A 19,024-nucleotide genomic window follows, 5' to 3' on the forward strand; every position below is an offset into this window, starting at 1 on the left:
TCTGAACTAAGAAAGTAAAAGATAAAGTTGGTCTCTAAGCTAAAATTCGCCAAACAACTACCAAAATAGCCAGTATATAAAATATAGGTGATAGCCAACCAATGACTTGCGTTGCAATGGCAATGAAAATAGCAAAGCCTGCAAGTGCTAGCCAATCACGGCGGCGATCATTAAGCATGTCCGCGCGAATTTGCTGTATTTCACGTAGTTGGCTGTCTTGACGTGAGCCTTGCGAGGCAAGACTTTGTAAGCCTTGATCTAGTAACTTGGGAATATCAGTGGTAGACAGTAACATCTCAGGCAATTGCTGGCGTAGCTGCTGTAAGTTACGCATCGGGTCTAGCTGCTCTTTGATCCAACTGCTTAAAATGGGCTTGGCAAGTGACCAAATATCAAGATCAGGATATAAATCGCGACCGAGGCCTTCAACGTGTACTAATGTCTTCAGCAATAGCATCAGCTGCGGCGGGATACTCATATGATGGCGACGTGCGATATCCAAAATCTGCATCAATACGCCAGCAAAGTCGATGTCATTAATGGATTTTTGTAGCATAGGGCCGACGGTACGTTTCATATCACGCATCAACGCATGCTTATCTGCATTTGGTGGTATCCAACCAGCTCGGCTGACGATATCAACCATTGCCGTAAAGTTGTCATTCATGACTGCCAATAACATCCTCGCGACAATGAGCTGATCGTCTTTTGATAAGGTGCCCATGATGGCGCAATCAAGTCCGATATAACGTGGCTCATGACCCAAGTCGACCGCTGCCATACCTGCATGTAGTGTTTGCACAGGCGGGGTCTCTACGAATACATTGCCTGGATGCATATCAGCATGAAAAAAATTGTCACGAAAGACTTGGGTGAAAAATATCGTTAGACCTTTTTTTGCCAGTGCTGCACGGTCATAGCCAAGCTGATCGAACATCTCAACTTGCGAGATAGGAACGCCTTGAATGCGCTCCATCACCATCACATTCTTGGCAGCATCATAGACTTCAGGCACATACATTAATGCTGAACCCAAGAAGTTATTGCGCATTTGGGTGGTATTGTCTGCCTCTAACGTCAAATCTAGCTCGTTAAGCATGACTTGCCGATAATCCTCGACAATATCGATAATATGTACGGCACGCGCCGCTTCAATACGAGCGGATGCCCAGCTTGCCAATTCACGTAGTAGCTCAAAGTCAGAAACAATCGTGGTGCGGATATCGGGACGAACCACCTTTATGACGACTTCACGACCATCATGCAGGGCGGCAGTGTGTACTTGGGCGATAGAGGCGGCCGCTAGCGGTTTGACATCAAAGCGTGCGAATAATGTGCCAATAGACTGCCCAAGGCCATGCTTAGGGTCTTGGATTTGGGTAATGGCCACATCAGAGTTAAATGGTTTAACCTTGTCTTGTAGCTGAACCAGTTGAGCAATAATCTCAGGCGGTACCAAATCACGACGTGTTGACAGTAGTTGGCCTAATTTTAAAAACAGCGTACCCATGTCCTCAAGCGCGTATTTAATCGCGTTTGGCTGATGTTTTTTACCCCAAGCGGCTGGATGCAAGCGAATTAAACGTGCTAAAGGTTGCAGCTGTGGCGCCTCTTCAATAGAAAAATGCGTATCAATGCGATATATTGCGGCGATACGCCAAAGCTCAAGTAAACGGGCGCGATGGGATAATAGCATGAGGTATAGGTACTCTAGGAAAAGTCAAAAATAAGGTAGGCGCTGTGCTTATCTATAGATAATGTGATCAATAACCCGTTTAATTAATAATGTTTGCTTGTTATTAATTAAACGGGTTATTGATGGAACGAGTTATTGATAAAACGTGCCTGCTCCTCTTTGATAGCAGCAAGTTTGGCCTCTTCACGTTCGACATCAGCACGCAGCTTTAACAGTTGCTGCTTAAGATCATTTACCTCTTCCAGCTCAACGGGGTCAGGGACACTATTGCCCGCCACATCATTGGCCCAGTCGCTGACATCATTAAAAGCACGTTTGGCACTATGACGCCAACTGCCTTTCAGTTGTGATATGAGCAGATGCAACTGACTCGCCATGGGTTTGCCGATGAAGGGTTCTAACTGGCCAGCGACATCTGGGTCAAAACCTGCCACCAACTGTTTCAGCTGCATCAGCACTTTATAGTCACCAGCGATAGGCAAGTTACCTTCAGTGCCTCGCATTAGATTGAGCAGCTGGGCTGGATTGTCTACGGTAATGATACAATCGGGTCGACTGTGACCGATACGCGCGCGCTCCATACTCGCTTTTTGGCGTTCACTCATGCGGCCACTTGGCTCAAACACACTGTCAGTCGTGACGGGCTCAAAACGCAAACGTTCATGGGTGAATAACACATCCAAATCAATCTCAGGCGACTTCATATTCAGCCGTAACACTTTGCCAGCCAATGGTGCTAGACCTGATTTGGTGATTTCATCGCTAGCAATGGCAAGGTTAATCAGCTTTTCGGCACCAGCCAAAAGTAACACAGTCAGCATAAGGCTCTCGCATATTTAATTGAGCGCCTCTAGAAAAGCGCATGGTTTGTCAGGGTCAGTGGTTACGACTATAGGGTGTTAGTATTTTTCTTTTATCGTTATGCTTTAAAGCCACGATGCACGGCGACGATACCAGCAGTAAGGTTATGATAATCACAATTTTCAAAGCCCGCTTGTTGCATCATTTGCTTCAGCGTTTGCTGATCAGGATGCATACGAATCGATTCAGCCAAATATTGGTAACTTTCAGCATCATTAGCAATCAGCTTACCCATAATAGGTAAGGCGGTAAATGAATATAAATCGTAGGCTTTCGATAATGGCTCAAACACGGGTTTTGAGAATTCCAAAATCAATAAGCGACCACCTGGTTTCAGCACGCGATACATAGATTTTAGGGCAGCATCTTTGTCCGTGACATTACGCAGACCAAAGCTAATGGTAAGCAAATCAAAGCTATTGTCATCAAATGGTGCTAATGTTTCCGCATTGGCAAGTACAAAATCGACATTATTGCAGCCAGCATTAATCAAGCGCTCACGACCAACTTCTAACATTGCCGCATTGATATCAGATAACACGACTTTACCGTTGCGACCGACTTCACGGCTAAAGACTTTGGCCAAGTCTCCCGTACCGCCAGCGATATCAAGCACATGCTGACCCGCACGTACGCCTGATAAGCTAATGGCATAACGCTTCCATAAGCGATGAATACCAAAAGACATCAAGTCATTCATAATGTCGTATTTTTTGGCGACTGAGGTAAAAACGTCGGCAACACGTGCTTGTTTTTCTGCTTTGTTGACTGTTTTATAACCGAAATGCGTTTGCTCATTACCGTCAGTGTCGAGTGTGTGCGGGTTATTAATGTCATCACGCTGGTTAAAAAGCGTTTGCTTAGCGGTCTGCTCTTGTGCAGCGGCGCTATTGTTTGTAGGGTTGTTTGACATAGTGGTTTGTTGGCCTTGTGGCGTTCCAGTTGGCAAGTCTTGGACTTGCGTAAAATCATTACTTTTTTTGACGCTAGCATCAATACCAGTATCAGTCGTCGCATTAGGCACAGGACTTTGACGCGCTTTTACTTGTGCAGTGATATTTTGACTGTGAGTGATACTGTCTCTGACCAATTTATCTTGTAAATGACCATTAGTTGTGGTGTTGGTCGGTAGCTTTTGGTCAGAGTGGGCAGTGTTATTATTGGTATCATCGGTCATTGCATTATCCTATTGTTCACTTTTATGATTATTTATTTGAGATATTTTTTGAGTATATATTGCGTTCGTTAACGAGTTTTTGCCAGTTAACTCAGTCTCTCTTCAATCCTATGATACATCAAATGACAAGGGCTTACTGCCATTATCCGTGTCATGAACTTCGTCAATAATCTCAAGCTCACGTTCACAAAACGGCTCGATAAAATTGCTCACACTTTTGAGGGGTTTCATGGCCTTAAAACCAGTATCGATGAAGTCATACAGTGGTTGAAAGTTATAGCGATAGGCGGTGCCTTTTGCTAAGGCAAACGCTTTTTTGAGCATAAATGAGTTCAAATGTTTGTCAGTGCGGTAGCAAACGTCTTTAAGAGTACCGATCTGGACACGGCGTTCATCCTCTTCATCGATAATACGATAGGCGGCTAGCATATTGTCTTCGGTGACTGGTAAGTCTTGAGCAAGTAGCCATTGGGCCAAATGCAAGTCTAGCTCAATCGCTAGAATAGCTGCTTGGATGCCCATGCTGCCAGCTTCTAAAGCGGACTCTTTAGCAAGACGCTCAAGCTTTTTTGCTTTTGGCAAAATGCGTTCTAACTGTTCGGCCAATAACTTGAATTCATCGCCACCATATAACTGTGTCAGAAAATAGTCTGCCATCAGCTGATTTTTTGGCTGTTCAAACAGCTCACTATGCGTACGTTGGAGTCGCGCTTGTTGCCATGCTTGCACTTCGTTGAGTTTGGTATTTAATTCGGCATCTTGATGATGTGGTAGTGCCCAAAAATGTGTCAAGTGCTGTTGTAAGTCGGTTAAAGCAGACATGGCGTAAAATCCTATATAAAAATAAAGATCATGATTAAGTTGAGAATAAAGTGGTCAAAGTGATGCTGTTTTTGGTGCTTATTATAATTTTAAGACTCTTTTAAAACATGCTCTCAAGATTGTGTTCACCTTAAAAGAAAATAAAGCAGAATACAAATGTCAAACTGTTACACAGCAGCGTTATTTACTGAATTGGTCGAATGCTATGATTAAGCTGACACGCTTTCAATCATAGGACGATACCAGTTATGAGCAAAAATAATAATACGACTGAACTTACAGCACCACAAGCGGTCAGTGCGCAATTTAGTGAGCAAGTGATCGAGGAGCGCTTAACGCCCAATCCACTGAGTCAGTTTTCGATGGATAAAGATGACCTTAGATTGGCATTGGTCACCGCCCAATATGCTCTGCGCGCGACACGGCAACAAACGCCGCCACCTGCCAATCAGCCAACTGGGCTGTTGGTGCTGGTCAATGGTATGGAGCAGGCGGGCAAGGGGACTGCTGTCAAACAGTTGCGCCAGTGGGTAGATCCTCGGCTGCTTAAGGTGGAGGCAACTATTGGTTATTGTCCCTTAGCGTATCAGCCGATGTGGCAAGCACACACTAAAGCGCTGCCACGTCATGGTGATGTCATGGTTTATTTTGGCAACTGGTATGCTGATTTGCTTTACAACGTCATGCGTATGGCAGCAGACAACAAAAACGATGATAAGTCGTCAAAAAATAGTCAATCAGAAGACAAAAAATTCGATAACGACAAAGTGCTACCGATTGCGAAATGGCAAGCGTATCTACAACAGCAACTTATTAAACTGCAAGCGTTTGAGCAAGACCTCGTTGCCAATCAAACCAGACTACTAAAATGCTGGTTTCATGTTGATATCGAAACGTTGCAAGAGCGATTAAATGACGATGAAGCCGATCCGCAGTTTTTGTATCAAATTGATTGGAATAATGCAGAGATTGTCGCTCAGTTCAACGAGGTTGCCGTGACATTGTTACGGCAACAGGATGATTGGGTCATCATCGATGGTGAGGATAAATCACAAGCTGCCGATCATTTTTGCCATGAAGTATTGCATGCGATGCAAACTGCACTTGTAAGTAGTCGAACAGACAGTAACGAAACGACAAAAATTCAGTCCGAGTCCAAGACGCAAAAACTTGAGTCAAAAGTCGATCAGGAACCGTTTGAACCTGTAAAAATACCCAAGTTACTAACCGATATCGACGACTCAGACGTCAGTAAGGCTGACTATCAAGAGGCATTGGCAGAAAAACAAGCTCGTCTTGCCGAATTGCTACGTGCGCGCAAAGGTCGTCATATTGTTTTTGCTTTTGAAGGAATGGACGCTGCTGGCAAAGGCGGGGCTATCAAAAGACTGGTGGCAGCGCTCGATCCGCGTGAATACCAAATTTATAATATTGGTGCGCCGATGCTATACGAGTCGCAGCATCCTTATCTCTGGCGTTTTTGGACAAGGCTGCCTGACGAGCAGGCAAATCGCATGAGCCGTATAGCCATCTTTGATCGTACTTGGTATGGGCGCGTGTTGGTTGAGCGTATTGAGCAGTTTGCGACTGATGCTGCATGGCAACGTGCTTATGATGAAATCAACCGCTTCGAGGCGGATTTGAGCGAGGCAGGGACGTTGGTTATTAAATACTGGCTGGCGATTGATAAGAAAGAACAGCTCAAGCGTTTTGAAGCGCGCGAAGAAACACCTCACAAGCAGTTTAAGCTCACTGATGACGATTGGCGTAACCGTGATAAGTGGTCAGATTACGTACAATCCGCCGCTGATATGCTGGCACGTACTGATACTGAATACGCACCATGGTGTGTCATAGCCACCAATGAGAAACGCCAGGCGCGTTTGGATGTTTTAGACCATGCTATTAAACAGTTGTCAGTAGCATCTAAAAACCAGTAGCTCTTTATTAAAATCGAGGGTTAATGGCGGTCTATATTGTCAGCCGTCTTTTCCAAGTGAAGTTTAGTGAAACATACTCAATCTAATCTGTCACTGATAAAGGGTGATATTGAAAGTACACAATCACAGTTACAAATCTTGCAATATCATTATGCATTATGTGATTATATTTAATATAATAGGGGCATAATTGTCTCTGCTATGTCATATATTGCCTTAATAAGTGTGTACTGTATGATTTGTATAGATATTTAAAAGACATTGTTGCCGTATCAGATATCGGTGAAAACAGTAACATCGCCACAAATATAAGCCGCAAGATGCTGTAATCAGATGATTTAGCAATACCACTTGCGGCTTTGTGACATGTGGAGTGATGGGTTTTTGATAATGTATTAATAATTTGAATCAAACGTCAAACAGCAACAATCGATTCTAAGATACGGCAGCAAAATAAACGTAAAGAGTTCATTGTTTAGAGAGCACGTTGCGCCTTTATATAATGCTATTTTAGTGCGGGATATAAAAACCTGCCTGTATAGCTGCGCAATATTACTAATCGCATATAATTCCAATCAGCTTACGCAGGACGCATCAACGTATGGGTATTAGCAACAGTTCTACAGAGTCAGCTAAATCAGTTGGCTCCATGAGAATAAATCTATTTTTTGCCATTTTATTGGTTGCGATGACCAGCTACTTTTTGTGGTGGGGTCTAGATTACACGATGCGTCAGCAAACGACGCTATTTATTGTGGCGACCGCTTTTGGTGTCTTTATGGCATTCAATATCGGTGGTAACGATGTCGCCAACTCCTTTGGTACTTCAGTAGGTGCAGGGACGTTGACTATCCCGCAAGCATTGGGTATCGCAGCGATATTTGAAGTGTCAGGCGCTGTGCTGGCAGGTGGTGAAGTAACCGATACTATCCGAAGCGGTATTGTCGATCTAGATGGCCTCGCAGTCGAACCCAACCAGTTTATTTATGTCATGCTTTCAGCGCTCATTGCTGCCGCCTTTTGGCTGTTATTTGCCACCAAAAAAGGCTTACCTGTTTCGACCACACATGCGATTATTGGCGGCGTGGTTGGTAGCTCCATCGTATTAGGTATCACGTTAGGTGGTACCGAGATGGCATTATCAACCGTGAATTGGGGCAAGATTGGTACTATCGCCATCTCTTGGGTGCTATCACCGCTACTAGGCGGGGTTTTGTCTTATTTATTATATGGGCAAATTAAGAAAAATATCATCGAGTATAATGATAAAACAGAGGCACATATTGGCGAGTTAAAAGCTGATAAAAAAATCTTAAAACAAAACCATAAAGAATTTTTGGACGGTCTAACAGAATCAGAACAGCTGGCTTATACCTCAGCGATGCTACGTGACCAAGAAATCTACAAAGATGATGATTGCGTCGTTGAAGATTTAGAGACCGATTATTACAAACAGCTTTATGAGATTGAAAACGAGCGCAGCAACCTCGATACCCTAAAGGCACTAAAGCAATGGGTGCCTATGATTGCGGCTATGGGCGGTGCAGTCATGGCCTCGCTAGTTGTCTTTAAAGGTCTGAAAAACGTCAATAGTGGTATGACGACGCTGCAAGGCTTTTTGATCATGGGGATGATCTCAGCGCTAGTATGGCTTGCGACCTATATTTATACCAAGAGTATCCGTGGTAAGCATAAAGAAGATCTGACCAAAGCCACATTCATTATGTTCAGCTGGATGCAGGTCTTTACTGCCTCTGCATTTGCCTTTAGTCATGGTTCAAACGATATTGCCAATGCAGTTGGTCCTTTTGCGGCGATTATGGATGTCATCCGTACCAACAGCATCTCTACCGAAGCGGCTGTACCCCCTGCTGTAATGCTAACCTTTGGTGTTGCTCTTATCGTTGGTCTTTGGTTTATTGGTAAAGAAGTGATTCAGACCGTCGGTACCAATCTAGCGAAGATGCATCCAGCTTCTGGATTCTCAGCTGAATTGGCTGCTGCTGCCGTTGTGATGGGCGCATCGACGATGGGTCTGCCAGTCTCAAGTACACATACCTTGGTCGGTGCAGTACTTGGCATTGGTATCGTCAATAGAGACACTAACTGGAAGCTTATGAAACCAATTGGTTTGGCATGGGTGATTACCCTTCCGGCTGCAGCTTCAATGTCTGCTATTAGTTATCTCATATTGATAAATATCTTTTAAAAAGTAATGCTATAAAGCCCATTAATAAGGCTTGCATTAGAACCAAAAAATGCTTATCAGCGTGATGCTGATAAGCATTTTTTTATGTTGGATGCAGATTTACTCAGTGCCAAACTGCTGGCGTTTTTTGGCAAAAAAGCGATCCAAGCGATCCATCGCATTTTCTAAATCAAGCAAGTTTGGCAAGAACACCAAGCGAAAATGATCTGGTTTGTCCCAGTTGAATCCTGTGCCTTGCACCATCAATACGTTTTCTTCGACGAGTAAGTCCATCATAAAATCCATATCATCTTCGATAGGGTAAACCTCAGGATCCATCTTTGGAAAACAATAAAACGCGCCTTTGGGCATGGTACAAGAAATACCTTTAATCGCATTGAGACGTGAGACGGCCATGTCGCGCTGCTTATATAGACGACCAGTCTTAGAGGTTAAGTCCTTCATACTTTGGTGACCGCCCATGGCTGTCTGAATCGCATACTGTCCTTGGACGTTAGAGCAAAGGCGCATGGATGCGAGCATATCCAAGCCTTCGATAAAGTCCGCTGCATGTTGCTTGCGACCGGATACCATCATCCAACCTGAGCGAAACCCTGCAATGCGATGCGACTTCGATAAGCCATTGTATGAAAGAACCAAAACGTCGTCAGTTAAAGTGCTCATCGGGGTATGCACATTATCATCATAGAGAATGCGATCGTAAATCTCATCGGCCATGATGATTAGGTCATGCTCCTTAGCGACTGCAATGATTTGCTTTAGTAGTTCATCACTATAAAGGGAACCTGTTGGATTATTGGGGTTAATAACCACAATGCCTTTGGTTTTGCTGGTGATTTTAGATTTGATGTCCTCAATATCAGGGTGCCAGTTGTCTTCTTCATTGCAGCGATAGTGCACGGCAGTACCGCCAGCGAGGTTAGCCGCAGCCGTCCATAATGGGTAGTCTGGCATGGGAATAAGTACTTCATCACCATCGTTCATCAACGCCTGCATGGTCATGACAATCAGCTCAGAAACCCCGTTACCCAGATATACGTCACGGACATCAACTGCCGAGAGCAGACCTTTAGACTGGTAATACTGCAAAATGGCTTTACGCGCTGAAAAAATCCCTTGTGAGTCCGAATATCCCGTGGCTTCAGATAGATTCATCGCGACGTCGCGTAAAATCTCATGAGGGGCTTCTAGGCCGAACGGCGCTGGATTGCCCACATTTAACTTCAATATACGTTTGCCTTCTGCTTCCATTTTATTGGCAGTCTGTAATAGGGGACCACGAATGTCATAGCAAACGTTTTGTAATTTATCGGATTTTTTTATCGGATTCATAGCATGACCATTTGTCAGATTGTTTGGTGAGTTTTTACTAGTATCAATGAAAGCAGTTGATGGCGTCTTGGTCTGATTTCTTTGTGTTTTCTGTGGTGTTATTGCGTCTTGCATTTTTTCATCTTGAGGTGGGCTATTACTGTTAGGCGATGTGTCATCAGAGTTTTCATTTTGAAGCTCACCACGTAATAGATACCCTTCGCTACAGCCCAAAATACGTGCGAGGGTAGGGAGCTTGGATGAGACGATACCATTAGTACCACGCTCCCAGTTCGAGATAGCACCACGACTCACCTTGGCACCAGCAGCGGTCATCGCTTGTGCTAGCTGCTCAGCGGTGAATCCTTTCTTACGGCGTAATTGTACCAATCGTGCTGCTTGGGTGATGTTGTCATCCGACATGGTTGTTTAGGCCTTTATTAACTGGTAGTTTTTCAATAAGTAGATGGATTGAGGATTTTAATTAGACGCCAATGCAAGATATTATTGCATTGTTAGTCTTAATGCAAGAGGTTTTCAAATCACTTACACTTGTAAATGCAAGCTTTACTTGCATTACTCCTTTTATGTATGACGCGCTCGACGATGACAGTCAACTAAATACATGTTTACCTATCAAAATTACATCTTTACTCACTCTAGTTTTAAAGTAATTTGATATATTTTAAACTGGATAAAATTCTACTTAGCGACATACTTATTCCAAAATACAGGTATTACGACTCTAATATTCACCTTGAATAGTGAGTCGATAAGCAACAGATAGGGCACATCGTTTTCATAATAATATGGCGATAAAATAGTGACAGAGATTAGATAACAAATACTCTAATAAGGACAAATCATGCAAGATAATCAATTAAGTAAAGAAGAAATTAGCCAATTGACTGAAGCTGACTGGAAAGAGCGTCTGAGTGCTGACGAATATCATGTACTGCGTGAGAAAGGCACAGAGCGTCCATTTACTGGTGTTTATAATGACGCGACTGATGACGGTGTTTATCGCTGTAAAGGCTGCGGTGCCAGCTTATTTGATTCAACCAATAAGTTTGATGCAAGCTGCGGTTGGCCAAGTTTTGATCAAGGCATCGATAATAGCGCAATTGAAGAACATGTTGATAATTCGCTAGGTATGACTCGTACAGAAGTAACTTGTAGCAACTGCGGCGCACATTTGGGTCATGTATTCCCTGATGGGCCGAGTGAGACGACTGGCATGCGCTATTGCATCAACTCAGTATCTATCGATTTAGATAAGTCTGAGAAGTAAGTATTTAGATAGTAGCAGTAATAGTAATGTGGAAGGGAAGTACAGAGTGCTTCCTTTTCAATAATACTTGCTGCTTATATGACTGATAAAGTAAAAGTGTCAAATGAATACCCAAAACAACAAAAACCTCAATTTAAGGATAAATAATGAGTACTATTTATGATTTTACGGCTGAGCGCATGGATGGTAGCCCGCAAGCGTTTTCTGATTATCAAGACAAGGTGTTGCTAATCGTTAATACCGCGAGTAAATGTGGCTTTACGCCCCAGTTTGAAGGGTTAGAGGCGCTATATGAGCAATACAAAGATCAAGGGTTGGTCGTCGTTGGCTTTCCTTGTAATCAATTCGGTAGCCAAGATCCAGGCAGTAATGATGAAATTGGCGCGTTTTGTCAAAAGAATTATGGCGTCAGCTTTCCGATGATGGCAAAGATTGATGTCAACGGAGCAGAGGCTCATCCCATTTATGCATGGCTCAAAGAGCAAAAGGGCGGATTGCTTACCGATGGTATTAAATGGAATTTCACCAAATTTTTAATCGATAGTAAGGGTCAAGTGATTGATCGTTATGCACCAACGACCAAGCCTGACGCGATAAAAAGCGATATCGAGCAAGCACTAGCTAATAAATAAGTATCAAGTCTGAAAATATTGAGCATTTATAAAAATATAAAATCAATAAAAACATATGCTTGTCATAATAGTGAATAAAATATCTAAAAAAGTGGTAAATACTGTTTGACACGCACATGTAAATCTATATAATACACACCCACAGCAGCAGAGCTTAGTGACAAACTAAAGAGCTCGGTTGATGTTGAATAAATTGCATTGCAATTGTTCGATGGGTGATTAGCTCAGTTGGTAGAGCGTCTGCCTTACACGCAGAATGTCGGCGGTTCGAATCCGTCATCACCCACCACTTATTTAGCGAAGTGGGCCTCTTCATAAAGGTAAAATGCTAAAGAGACCTAAGCAGCGGTAGTTCAGTTGGTTAGAATGCCGGCCTGTCACGCCGGAGGTCGCGGGTTCGAGTCCCGTCCGCTGCGCCATATTTAAAACGAATTTAAACTGTAAAGTTTAAGCAAGTTTCGCCTCAAGTATTAGTTTACTTGAGGTTTTTTTGTGTCTAAATTTTAGTTCAAGCTCTTTAATAATATGGACTTGTCACTTTCTCATTCCAGTAGCAATAGCTAGCTCTTTATTAATGAACCAGATATGAATTTGCATGCAGGCATTGTGTTTTTCTAAATCGCTAACTATCTGCTCGGTGACCAAACAATGACCTTTTCCTCAATGGCATCCTCGCTTGGCAAAATAAGCTTCTCAATAGCATTAACGACAAATCTGCTGGGTCAAGACGTCTTAATCGCCTGTATAGACGATTTAAAGGGTCTCTCTGATGTTATGGGTATTCTATATCCTAAAACACAGATCCAGCAGTGTATGGTGCACACAGTGTATTGCTCAATAAAATTTTTGCCATCGATGAATACTTAGTTTAACAAGTTTGGTTCTACAGTTTCCTCATCATAGCTCAGTTGTTTTTGTTGTTGCATTTGATCGATTTTTTGCTGATTGCGCTTTTTAACTTCACTAATAGCAGCACTCAGTTGATTGTTTATTTTTTCTACTTCAGATTTTTTTTCCTCATAACTCTCATCTCCTCTCATCTCAGTCTTTTGTGTCGGGATATCTATATCCAGTAGACCAGAATCGTTTTCAAAATCTTCTAAATTTTCTCTCTCTATAGTGCGTAAAGGTGTCACTTTCCTAACCTGCTCATTTTCTAAGACTTCATTAATTTTTTGTGCATTTTCATTAGATGCAATACTTGGCTCTATAGGATATGAATTATTATTTTCATTACGTTGTTGAGAGTTACTTCTCTGCTTTTCACTCTCTTGAGGAGTAGGTTTTTCCGAGACAGTGACGTGCTTTCTCTGATTACTATCAATTTTAGGACGTGTTTCAGCTTTATCTAAGGTGAGGGTATAGGCCGATGTTTTAAGTGGGGAATCGCTATTATCTGCGTGAGTCACAGTGATGTGATCCGAACTATTTTTCTTGTTATTAGCAAGGTCATCTAAACTGTGTTTGCTTGAGTTTATATAAAAGATAAAGAATATCGTTAAATGCAGAAATATTGCAAACACTAAGGCTGCTGACCATTTTTCACGAAATTTATTCATTATAAAAAGCTACCTTTCTTTATCAGTAGAACACAGTATTAGTGTGAGCCTAAATTGGTATTGATTATATTATCTAACAGGTTTTTTTCTTATATTAGACCTCTTGCAGCAGTACCGTTTCATTGACCTCCGCTAACGAATTATAAAGGGCTAGCAATGACTTATGTAAGAGATTTATTATAGATTTTTAAATAAAAAAATAGAAATAAATAGAAGTTTTCGTTTTCTATGTTTATCAGTAGCTTTTGTGTGTTATTACTTATAATAATTTACATCATTATGTAATAGTTTATTATGGTTATGGTAGTTAATTATTATTATGGATGGTAATGAAGCTACTACGTTTAATAAAAAATACATGGTTGCATTATGAGTAAATGCGGATATAATAAAATTAATAGTACAGTAATACTTGGTTGATTATTGTGTTCTTTAAAGTCACGTTTTTATTATTAAGGAAGTCCAGCTGATCCTAAAAAAATGGGTCTATATAATGATAGGAGAGATGTTTATATACTGGATATTCCATTGACTGGGATCAGACACTATGGACAGAAGAAACGTATCGTTATCGACTACATTGTTTTTAGAAATTGGACTTGTAGGCTGCCAGACTGTAAAAAGTGATCAGATGTTATCTACTGCTGATGGTAGCCACAATATTAAGCAGGCTACTTGGAAAACAAAAGGCGAGATATTTGATCTGCCCGATAATAGTATTCTGACATCTAAAGAAAGTCGAATCGTTTTTGTTCATGAGTTAAACGACAATGATTCAAATATCATTAATATAGGCATTGGTGCTGATAATGAATTTCAAACCTGTCTACAGGACGGAAGTTATTCAGATATCGTTATTTGTAGCGGTTCTCAACTCATCAATGTAGAAAAATTAAATAAAGACAGTAAGGAAGTTCTTTCTTACTCTAAAAAATATCAATTTATCCCTCAAACAACGAATTATTTAAAAGTTGGTTTATCAATAGCTGGCAATCTTGTTATACAGCAGATACCAGCTAATGAAGCCCTGCTATTATTGAATCAAAGTACTCGTCAAACTCATCAGATTAGTCGCGTTTTATCGGACTGTACAGTAGAAAACCCATCTGCAGCTCTTATACAAGAACCTATCGCGGTTTCTACAATAAAGAATTCAGTGGAAATCACAAGTTCTACACAGTTTAGTGTGCTTGTTGATTTTGATAGTACAGGCATTAAAAATAATCAATCCATAATATCAGATAGTATGGCCAATTTTATTAAATCCTATCCGAAGATGGCAGTTACTTTAGGAGGCCATACAGATAACAAGGGTGCTGAACGCTATAACCTAAAGCTATCTCAGTCTCGTGCAAGCATCGTTAAAGATATTTTAGTAAATCACTATGGTATACAAGCTATACGCCTGAGCAGCGTAGGGTACGGCGAGTCTATGCCCATCGATACCAATAACACTGGACGGGATCGTCAAAATAACCGTCGAGTTGTCGCTAGCTACTTATTAACCAGGACAACCAATCAAGTTAACTCATGATTCTAAATTGATATTTATTTCATTTAGAATTAATTAATCAAGGATGATTTTATGAGCACTATAACTGTCAAAGTAAATACCCAAACTGGAACGGTCGCTGAACATCAAGTCGTTACAAAGGACGGCATACCTACCACAATAAAAGCCACCGATAAAATTAATTATGAGCTTTTTGATAAAGCAACTGTCAGAGCTCCGAACCATATTGTTACTAAACGAATAGATAAAGATCTTCATATTTCTTTTGAAAATGATAGTTCAGACCCTGATCTCATTATTGAAGGGTTCTACGATGATATTGATAGTGCGCTCATTGGCGTTGCTGAAGATGGTAGTTATTATTACTATATTCCTGATACGGGAGAGGTAGCAGACTATGTCACTGAGCTCCAGTTAGGTGAGATACAAGGTCAAGCATTGGGAGGGAATCCACAGGTAGCTCCTTGGTGGGCCGGTGTTGCAGATTCTGAAGCTTTTAATGCATTGCCATGGTTAGCTGTTCTTGCGGGAGTAGGCGTATTAGGGGCAGCTTTGGGTGGTGGTAATAATGATGACGATGATAAACCAGTGGACACCACTGCGCCTGATGCACCAACCAGCATAGTGGTTGGTAATAACGATGGTTTTATCAATGATGCTGAGATTGATGAGAATGGTATGGTTGATGTCGTCGTTGGACTGCCTGCCAATGCTGTCATTGGTGATACCGTCATTGCCAACGGTGTTGAGAAAGTCTTAACGGCAGATGACATCACCGCAAAACAAGTCACCGTAAAAGTACCTGCTCCTGCAGAGGGTGACACGCTTGATGTCACAGTGACTATCAAAGATAAAGCTGGTAATGAATCAGACCCATTGACTGAAACAGTTGGCGTGGTTGACACCACTGCGCCTGATGCGCCAGTCATTGAAATCAACGAAGACGGCACTGAAATCACAGGTACAGGTGAGCCTGGTGCCACGATTGAAGTAGACACTGATAGCGATGGAGAACCTGAATACAGCACAACAGTTGATGAAAATGGCGACTACGTCATTGACACTAGTGCTGACCCATTAGTGAATGGCGAAACCATCACAGCTACGGCAACTGATGAAGCTGGTAATGAAAGTGATCCTGCGACGACTATTGCAACTGATATAGATGATGGCAACGCTGACGCTGACGCTGACGCTGACGCTGACGCTGACGCTGACGCTGACGCTGACGCTGACGCTGACGCTGACGCTGACGCTGACGCTGACGCCGATGCTGACACCGATGCTGACGCCGATGCTGACGCCGATGCTGACGCCGATGCTGACGCCGATGCTGACGCCGATGCTGACGCCGATGCTGACGCCGATGCTGACGCCGATGCTGACGCCGATGCAGATGCCGATGCAGATGCCGATGCAGACGCTGATGCTGATGCTGATGCTGATGCTGATGCTGATGCTGATGCTGATGCAGACGCTGATGCTGATGCTGATGCTGATGCTGATGCTGATGCAGACGCTGATGCTGATGCAGACGCTGATGCTGATGCTGATGCTGATGCTGATGCAGACGCTGATGCTGATGCTGATGCTGATGCTGACGCTGACGCTGACGCTGACGCTGACGCTGACGCTGACGCTGACGCTGATGCTGACGCTGACGCTGACGCTGATGCTGATGCTGATGCTGATGCTGATGCTGATGCCGATGCTGATGCCGATGCCGATGCTGATGCTGATGCCGATGCCGATGCTGACGCCGACGCTGACGCCGATGCCGATGCCGACGCTGATGCTCTAGCAATTGATATCCCAATAGCAGGCGACGACATCGTAAATGCAGCAGAAGCGGACGATGGTTTTACTATCACTGGTACTGGTGTGGCTGGTGATACCATCACCTTGACCAATGCAGCAGGCACAGTGATCGGTACTACCGTAGTGGTTGCTGGAAATATGTGGAGCATTGGCATAGATCAAGCAGACGTTGATCTTATGGGTCAGGGTCCTGAACGTTTAACTGCCACAGCGACTAACCCTGTTAGTAATGTAAGTAGTTTTGTAACTACAGAGATTAGCGTAGATACTATTGCGCCTACCGCCCCAATCGTCGTGATTGGTGATGGTGATGCTACCGTCAATGGTTTTGACTTGGATGCCAATGGTGAGGTGCAAGTAACTGTGAGTCTGCCTATTGATGCCGCCGTGGATGACACCCTCACCATCAATGGGGTTGACGTCACTGTGACCGCTGCGATGTTGACGGACGGTTATGATACGACCGTCCCTGCACCAGCAGAAGGTGAGGTGTTGACCGTGACCGCCACCGTGACCGATCAAGCAGGCAATCGCTCAGCGCCTGTCAGCGTCACTGCCACCGTTGGTGATATTACAGCGCCTACCGCCCCAATCGTCGTGATTGGTGATGGTGATGCTACCGTCAATGGTTTTGACTTGGATGCCAATGGTGAGGTGCAAGTAACTGTGAGTCTGCCTATTGATGCCGCCGTGGATGACACCCTCACCATCAATGGGGTTGACGTCACTGTGACCGCTGCGATGTTGACGGACGGTTATGATACGACCGTCCCTGCACCAGCAGAAGGTGAGGTGTTGACCGTGACCGCCACCGTGACCGATCAAGCAGGCAATCGCTCAGCGCCTGTCAGCGTCACTGCCACCGTTGGTGATATTACAGCGCCTACCGCCCCAATCGTCGTGATTGGTGATGGTGATGCTACCGTCAATGGTTTTGACTTGGATGCCAATGGTGAGGTGCAAGTAACTGTGAGTCTGCCTATTGATGCCGCCGTGGATGACACCCTCACCATCAATGGGGTTGACGTCACTGTGACCGCTGCGATGTTGACGGACGGTTATGATACGACCGTCCCTGCACCAGCAGAAGGTGAGGTGTTGACCGTGACCGCCACCGTGACCGATCAAGCAGGCAATCGCTCAGCGCCTGTCAGCGTCACTGCCACCGTTGGTGATATTACAGCGCCTACCGCCCCAATCGTCGTGATTGGTGATGGTGATGCTACCGTCAATGGTTTTGACTTGGATGCCAATGGTGAGGTGCAAGTAACTGTGAGTCTGCCTATTGATGCCGCCGTGGATGACACCCTCACCATCAATGGGGTTGACGTCACTGTGACCGCTGCGATGTTGACGGACGGTTATGATACGACCGTCCCTGCACCAGCAGAAGGTGAGGTGTTGACCGTGACCGCCACCGTGACCGATCAAGCAGGCAATCGCTCTAGCGCCTGTCAGCGTCACCTGCCACCTTGGTGATATTACTAGCGCCTACCGCCCCAATCGTCGTGATTGGTGATGGTGATGCTACCGTCAATGGTTTTGACTTGGATGCCAATGGTGAGGTGCAAGTAACTGTGAGTCTGCCTATTGATGCCGCCGTGGATGACACCCTCACCATCAATGGGGTTGACGTCACTGTGACCGCTGCGATGTTGACGGACGGTTATGATACGACCGTCCCTGCACCAGCAGAAGGTGAGGTGTTGACCGTGACCCGCACCGTGACCGATCAAGCAGGCAATCGCTCAGCGCCTGTCAGCGTCACTGCCACCGTTGGTGATATTACAGCGCCTACCGCCCCAATCGTCGTGATTGGTGATGGTGATGCTACCGTCAATGGTCTGACCTGCCAAAGGCACACAGGGGGATAGGTTGGCAAGTAACTGTGAGTCTGCCTATTGATGCCGCCGTGGATGACACCCTCACCATCAATGGGGTTGACGTCACTGTGACCGCTGCGATGTTAACGGACGGTTATGATACGACCGTCCCTGCACCAGCAGAAGGTGAGGTGTTGACCGTGACCGCCACCGTGACCGATCAAGCAGGCAATCGCTCAGCGCCTGTCAGCGTCACTGCCACCGTTGGTGATATTACAGCGCCTACCGCCCCAATCGTCGTGATTGGTGATGGTGATGCTACCGTCAATGGTTTTGACTTGGATGCCAATGGTGAGGTGCAAGTAACTGTGA

General features: G+C 44.0%; 15 protein-coding genes and 2 tRNA genes. 11 read left to right on the forward strand and 6 right to left on the reverse strand.

Translation table 11 applies throughout. The features are described 5' to 3' along the window. Positions 1-34 precede the first annotated feature (34 nt). The 4 genes from RH96_RS07415 to RH96_RS07430 all read right to left on the reverse strand — a co-directional run bounded on the left by RH96_RS07415 (position 35) and on the right by RH96_RS07430 (position 4,556). On the reverse strand, positions 35-1,696 hold the full coding sequence (locus RH96_RS07415; RefSeq protein WP_010199302.1) for an ABC1 kinase family protein: 1,662 nt from the start codon (positions 1,694-1,696) through the stop codon (positions 35-37). A 116-nt stretch (positions 1,697-1,812) separates the two neighbouring features. Further along, positions 1,813-2,517: an SCP2 domain-containing protein gene (locus RH96_RS07420; protein WP_010199305.1), complete on the reverse strand. Its 705-nt coding sequence runs from the start codon at positions 2,515-2,517 to the stop codon at positions 1,813-1,815. 98 nt (positions 2,518-2,615) lie between these two features. Then, complete coding sequence (gene ubiE, locus RH96_RS07425; RefSeq protein WP_010199307.1) at positions 2,616-3,734, reverse strand: bifunctional demethylmenaquinone methyltransferase/2-methoxy-6-polyprenyl-1,4-benzoquinol methylase UbiE; 1,119 nt, start codon at positions 3,732-3,734, stop codon at positions 2,616-2,618. Positions 3,735-3,842: 108 nt separating this feature from the next. Further along, on the reverse strand, positions 3,843-4,556 hold the full coding sequence (locus tag RH96_RS07430; RefSeq protein WP_010199308.1) for an FFLEELY motif protein: 714 nt from the start codon (positions 4,554-4,556) through the stop codon (positions 3,843-3,845). A gap of 248 nt (positions 4,557-4,804) precedes the next feature. Here RH96_RS07430 and RH96_RS07435 point away from each other — a divergent pair, with 248 nt between their 5' ends. Together RH96_RS07435 and RH96_RS07440 are read left to right on the forward strand one after the other, a co-directional pair. Further along, positions 4,805-6,496, forward strand: coding sequence for an ATPase (locus RH96_RS07435; protein WP_010199310.1), 1,692 nt, complete (start codon positions 4,805-4,807; stop codon positions 6,494-6,496). Positions 6,497-7,097: 601 nt separating this feature from the next. Continuing rightward, entirely contained in the window at positions 7,098-8,705 is a 1,608-nt protein-coding gene (locus RH96_RS07440; RefSeq protein ID WP_010199312.1) for an inorganic phosphate transporter, read from the forward strand. 99 nt (positions 8,706-8,804) lie between these two features. Here the strand turns inward: RH96_RS07440 and RH96_RS07445 are convergent, their stop codons facing one another. Further along, a complete protein-coding gene (locus RH96_RS07445) occupies positions 8,805-10,439 on the reverse strand; it encodes an aminotransferase class I/II-fold pyridoxal phosphate-dependent enzyme (protein WP_026037211.1) in 1,635 nt (544 codons plus the stop codon). A 442-nt stretch (positions 10,440-10,881) separates the two neighbouring features. On the opposite strand from RH96_RS07445, the gene msrB reads away from it, so the two are divergent. The 5 genes from msrB to RH96_RS15370 all read left to right on the forward strand — a co-directional run bounded on the left by msrB (position 10,882) and on the right by RH96_RS15370 (position 12,806). Next, positions 10,882-11,307: a peptide-methionine (R)-S-oxide reductase MsrB gene (gene msrB / locus RH96_RS07450; protein ID WP_010199314.1), complete on the forward strand. Its 426-nt coding sequence runs from the start codon at positions 10,882-10,884 to the stop codon at positions 11,305-11,307. Between the two features lie 146 nt (positions 11,308-11,453). Beyond that, positions 11,454-11,939: a glutathione peroxidase gene (locus tag RH96_RS07455; protein WP_010199315.1), complete on the forward strand. Its 486-nt coding sequence runs from the start codon at positions 11,454-11,456 to the stop codon at positions 11,937-11,939. A 213-nt stretch (positions 11,940-12,152) separates the two neighbouring features. Then, positions 12,153-12,228, forward strand: a tRNA-Val gene (locus RH96_RS07460). Between the two features lie 53 nt (positions 12,229-12,281). Further along, positions 12,282-12,358: transfer RNA gene (locus RH96_RS07465), tRNA-Asp, on the forward strand. A gap of 244 nt (positions 12,359-12,602) precedes the next feature. Then, positions 12,603-12,806, forward strand: coding sequence for a transposase (locus RH96_RS15370; protein WP_413540225.1), 204 nt, complete (start codon positions 12,603-12,605; stop codon positions 12,804-12,806). On the opposite strand, the gene RH96_RS07470 is transcribed toward RH96_RS15370, so the two are convergent. Beyond that, a complete protein-coding gene (locus RH96_RS07470) occupies positions 12,803-13,498 on the reverse strand; it encodes a hypothetical protein (protein WP_010199316.1) in 696 nt (231 codons plus the stop codon). The genes RH96_RS15370 and RH96_RS07470 overlap by 4 nt on opposite strands. A gap of 547 nt (positions 13,499-14,045) precedes the next feature. Here RH96_RS07470 and RH96_RS07475 point away from each other — a divergent pair. The 4 genes from RH96_RS07475 to RH96_RS07490 form a co-directional block, all read left to right on the forward strand. After that, complete coding sequence (locus RH96_RS07475) at positions 14,046-15,032, forward strand: OmpA family protein (RefSeq protein ID WP_010199317.1); 987 nt, start codon at positions 14,046-14,048, stop codon at positions 15,030-15,032. A 51-nt stretch (positions 15,033-15,083) separates the two neighbouring features. Beyond that, positions 15,084-18,308 carry an Ig-like domain-containing protein gene (locus tag RH96_RS14975; protein WP_010199318.1) on the forward strand — a complete coding sequence of 1,075 codons (3,225 nt, stop codon included), beginning with the start codon at positions 15,084-15,086 and terminating at the stop codon, positions 18,306-18,308. Continuing rightward, positions 18,302-18,703 (forward strand): hypothetical protein, encoded by a 402-nt coding sequence (locus RH96_RS07485; RefSeq protein WP_010199319.1) that lies wholly within the window; start codon positions 18,302-18,304, stop codon positions 18,701-18,703. Before RH96_RS14975 ends, RH96_RS07485 begins: the two co-directional genes overlap by 7 nt. Before the next feature lie 14 nt (positions 18,704-18,717). Next, a partial coding sequence (locus RH96_RS07490; RefSeq protein ID WP_010199321.1) for a hypothetical protein occupies positions 18,718-19,024 on the forward strand: 307 nt, incomplete at its 3' end.

The organism is Psychrobacter sp. PAMC 21119 (assembly GCF_000247495.1).
Classification (GTDB): domain Bacteria; phylum Pseudomonadota; class Gammaproteobacteria; order Pseudomonadales; family Moraxellaceae; genus Psychrobacter; species Psychrobacter glaciei.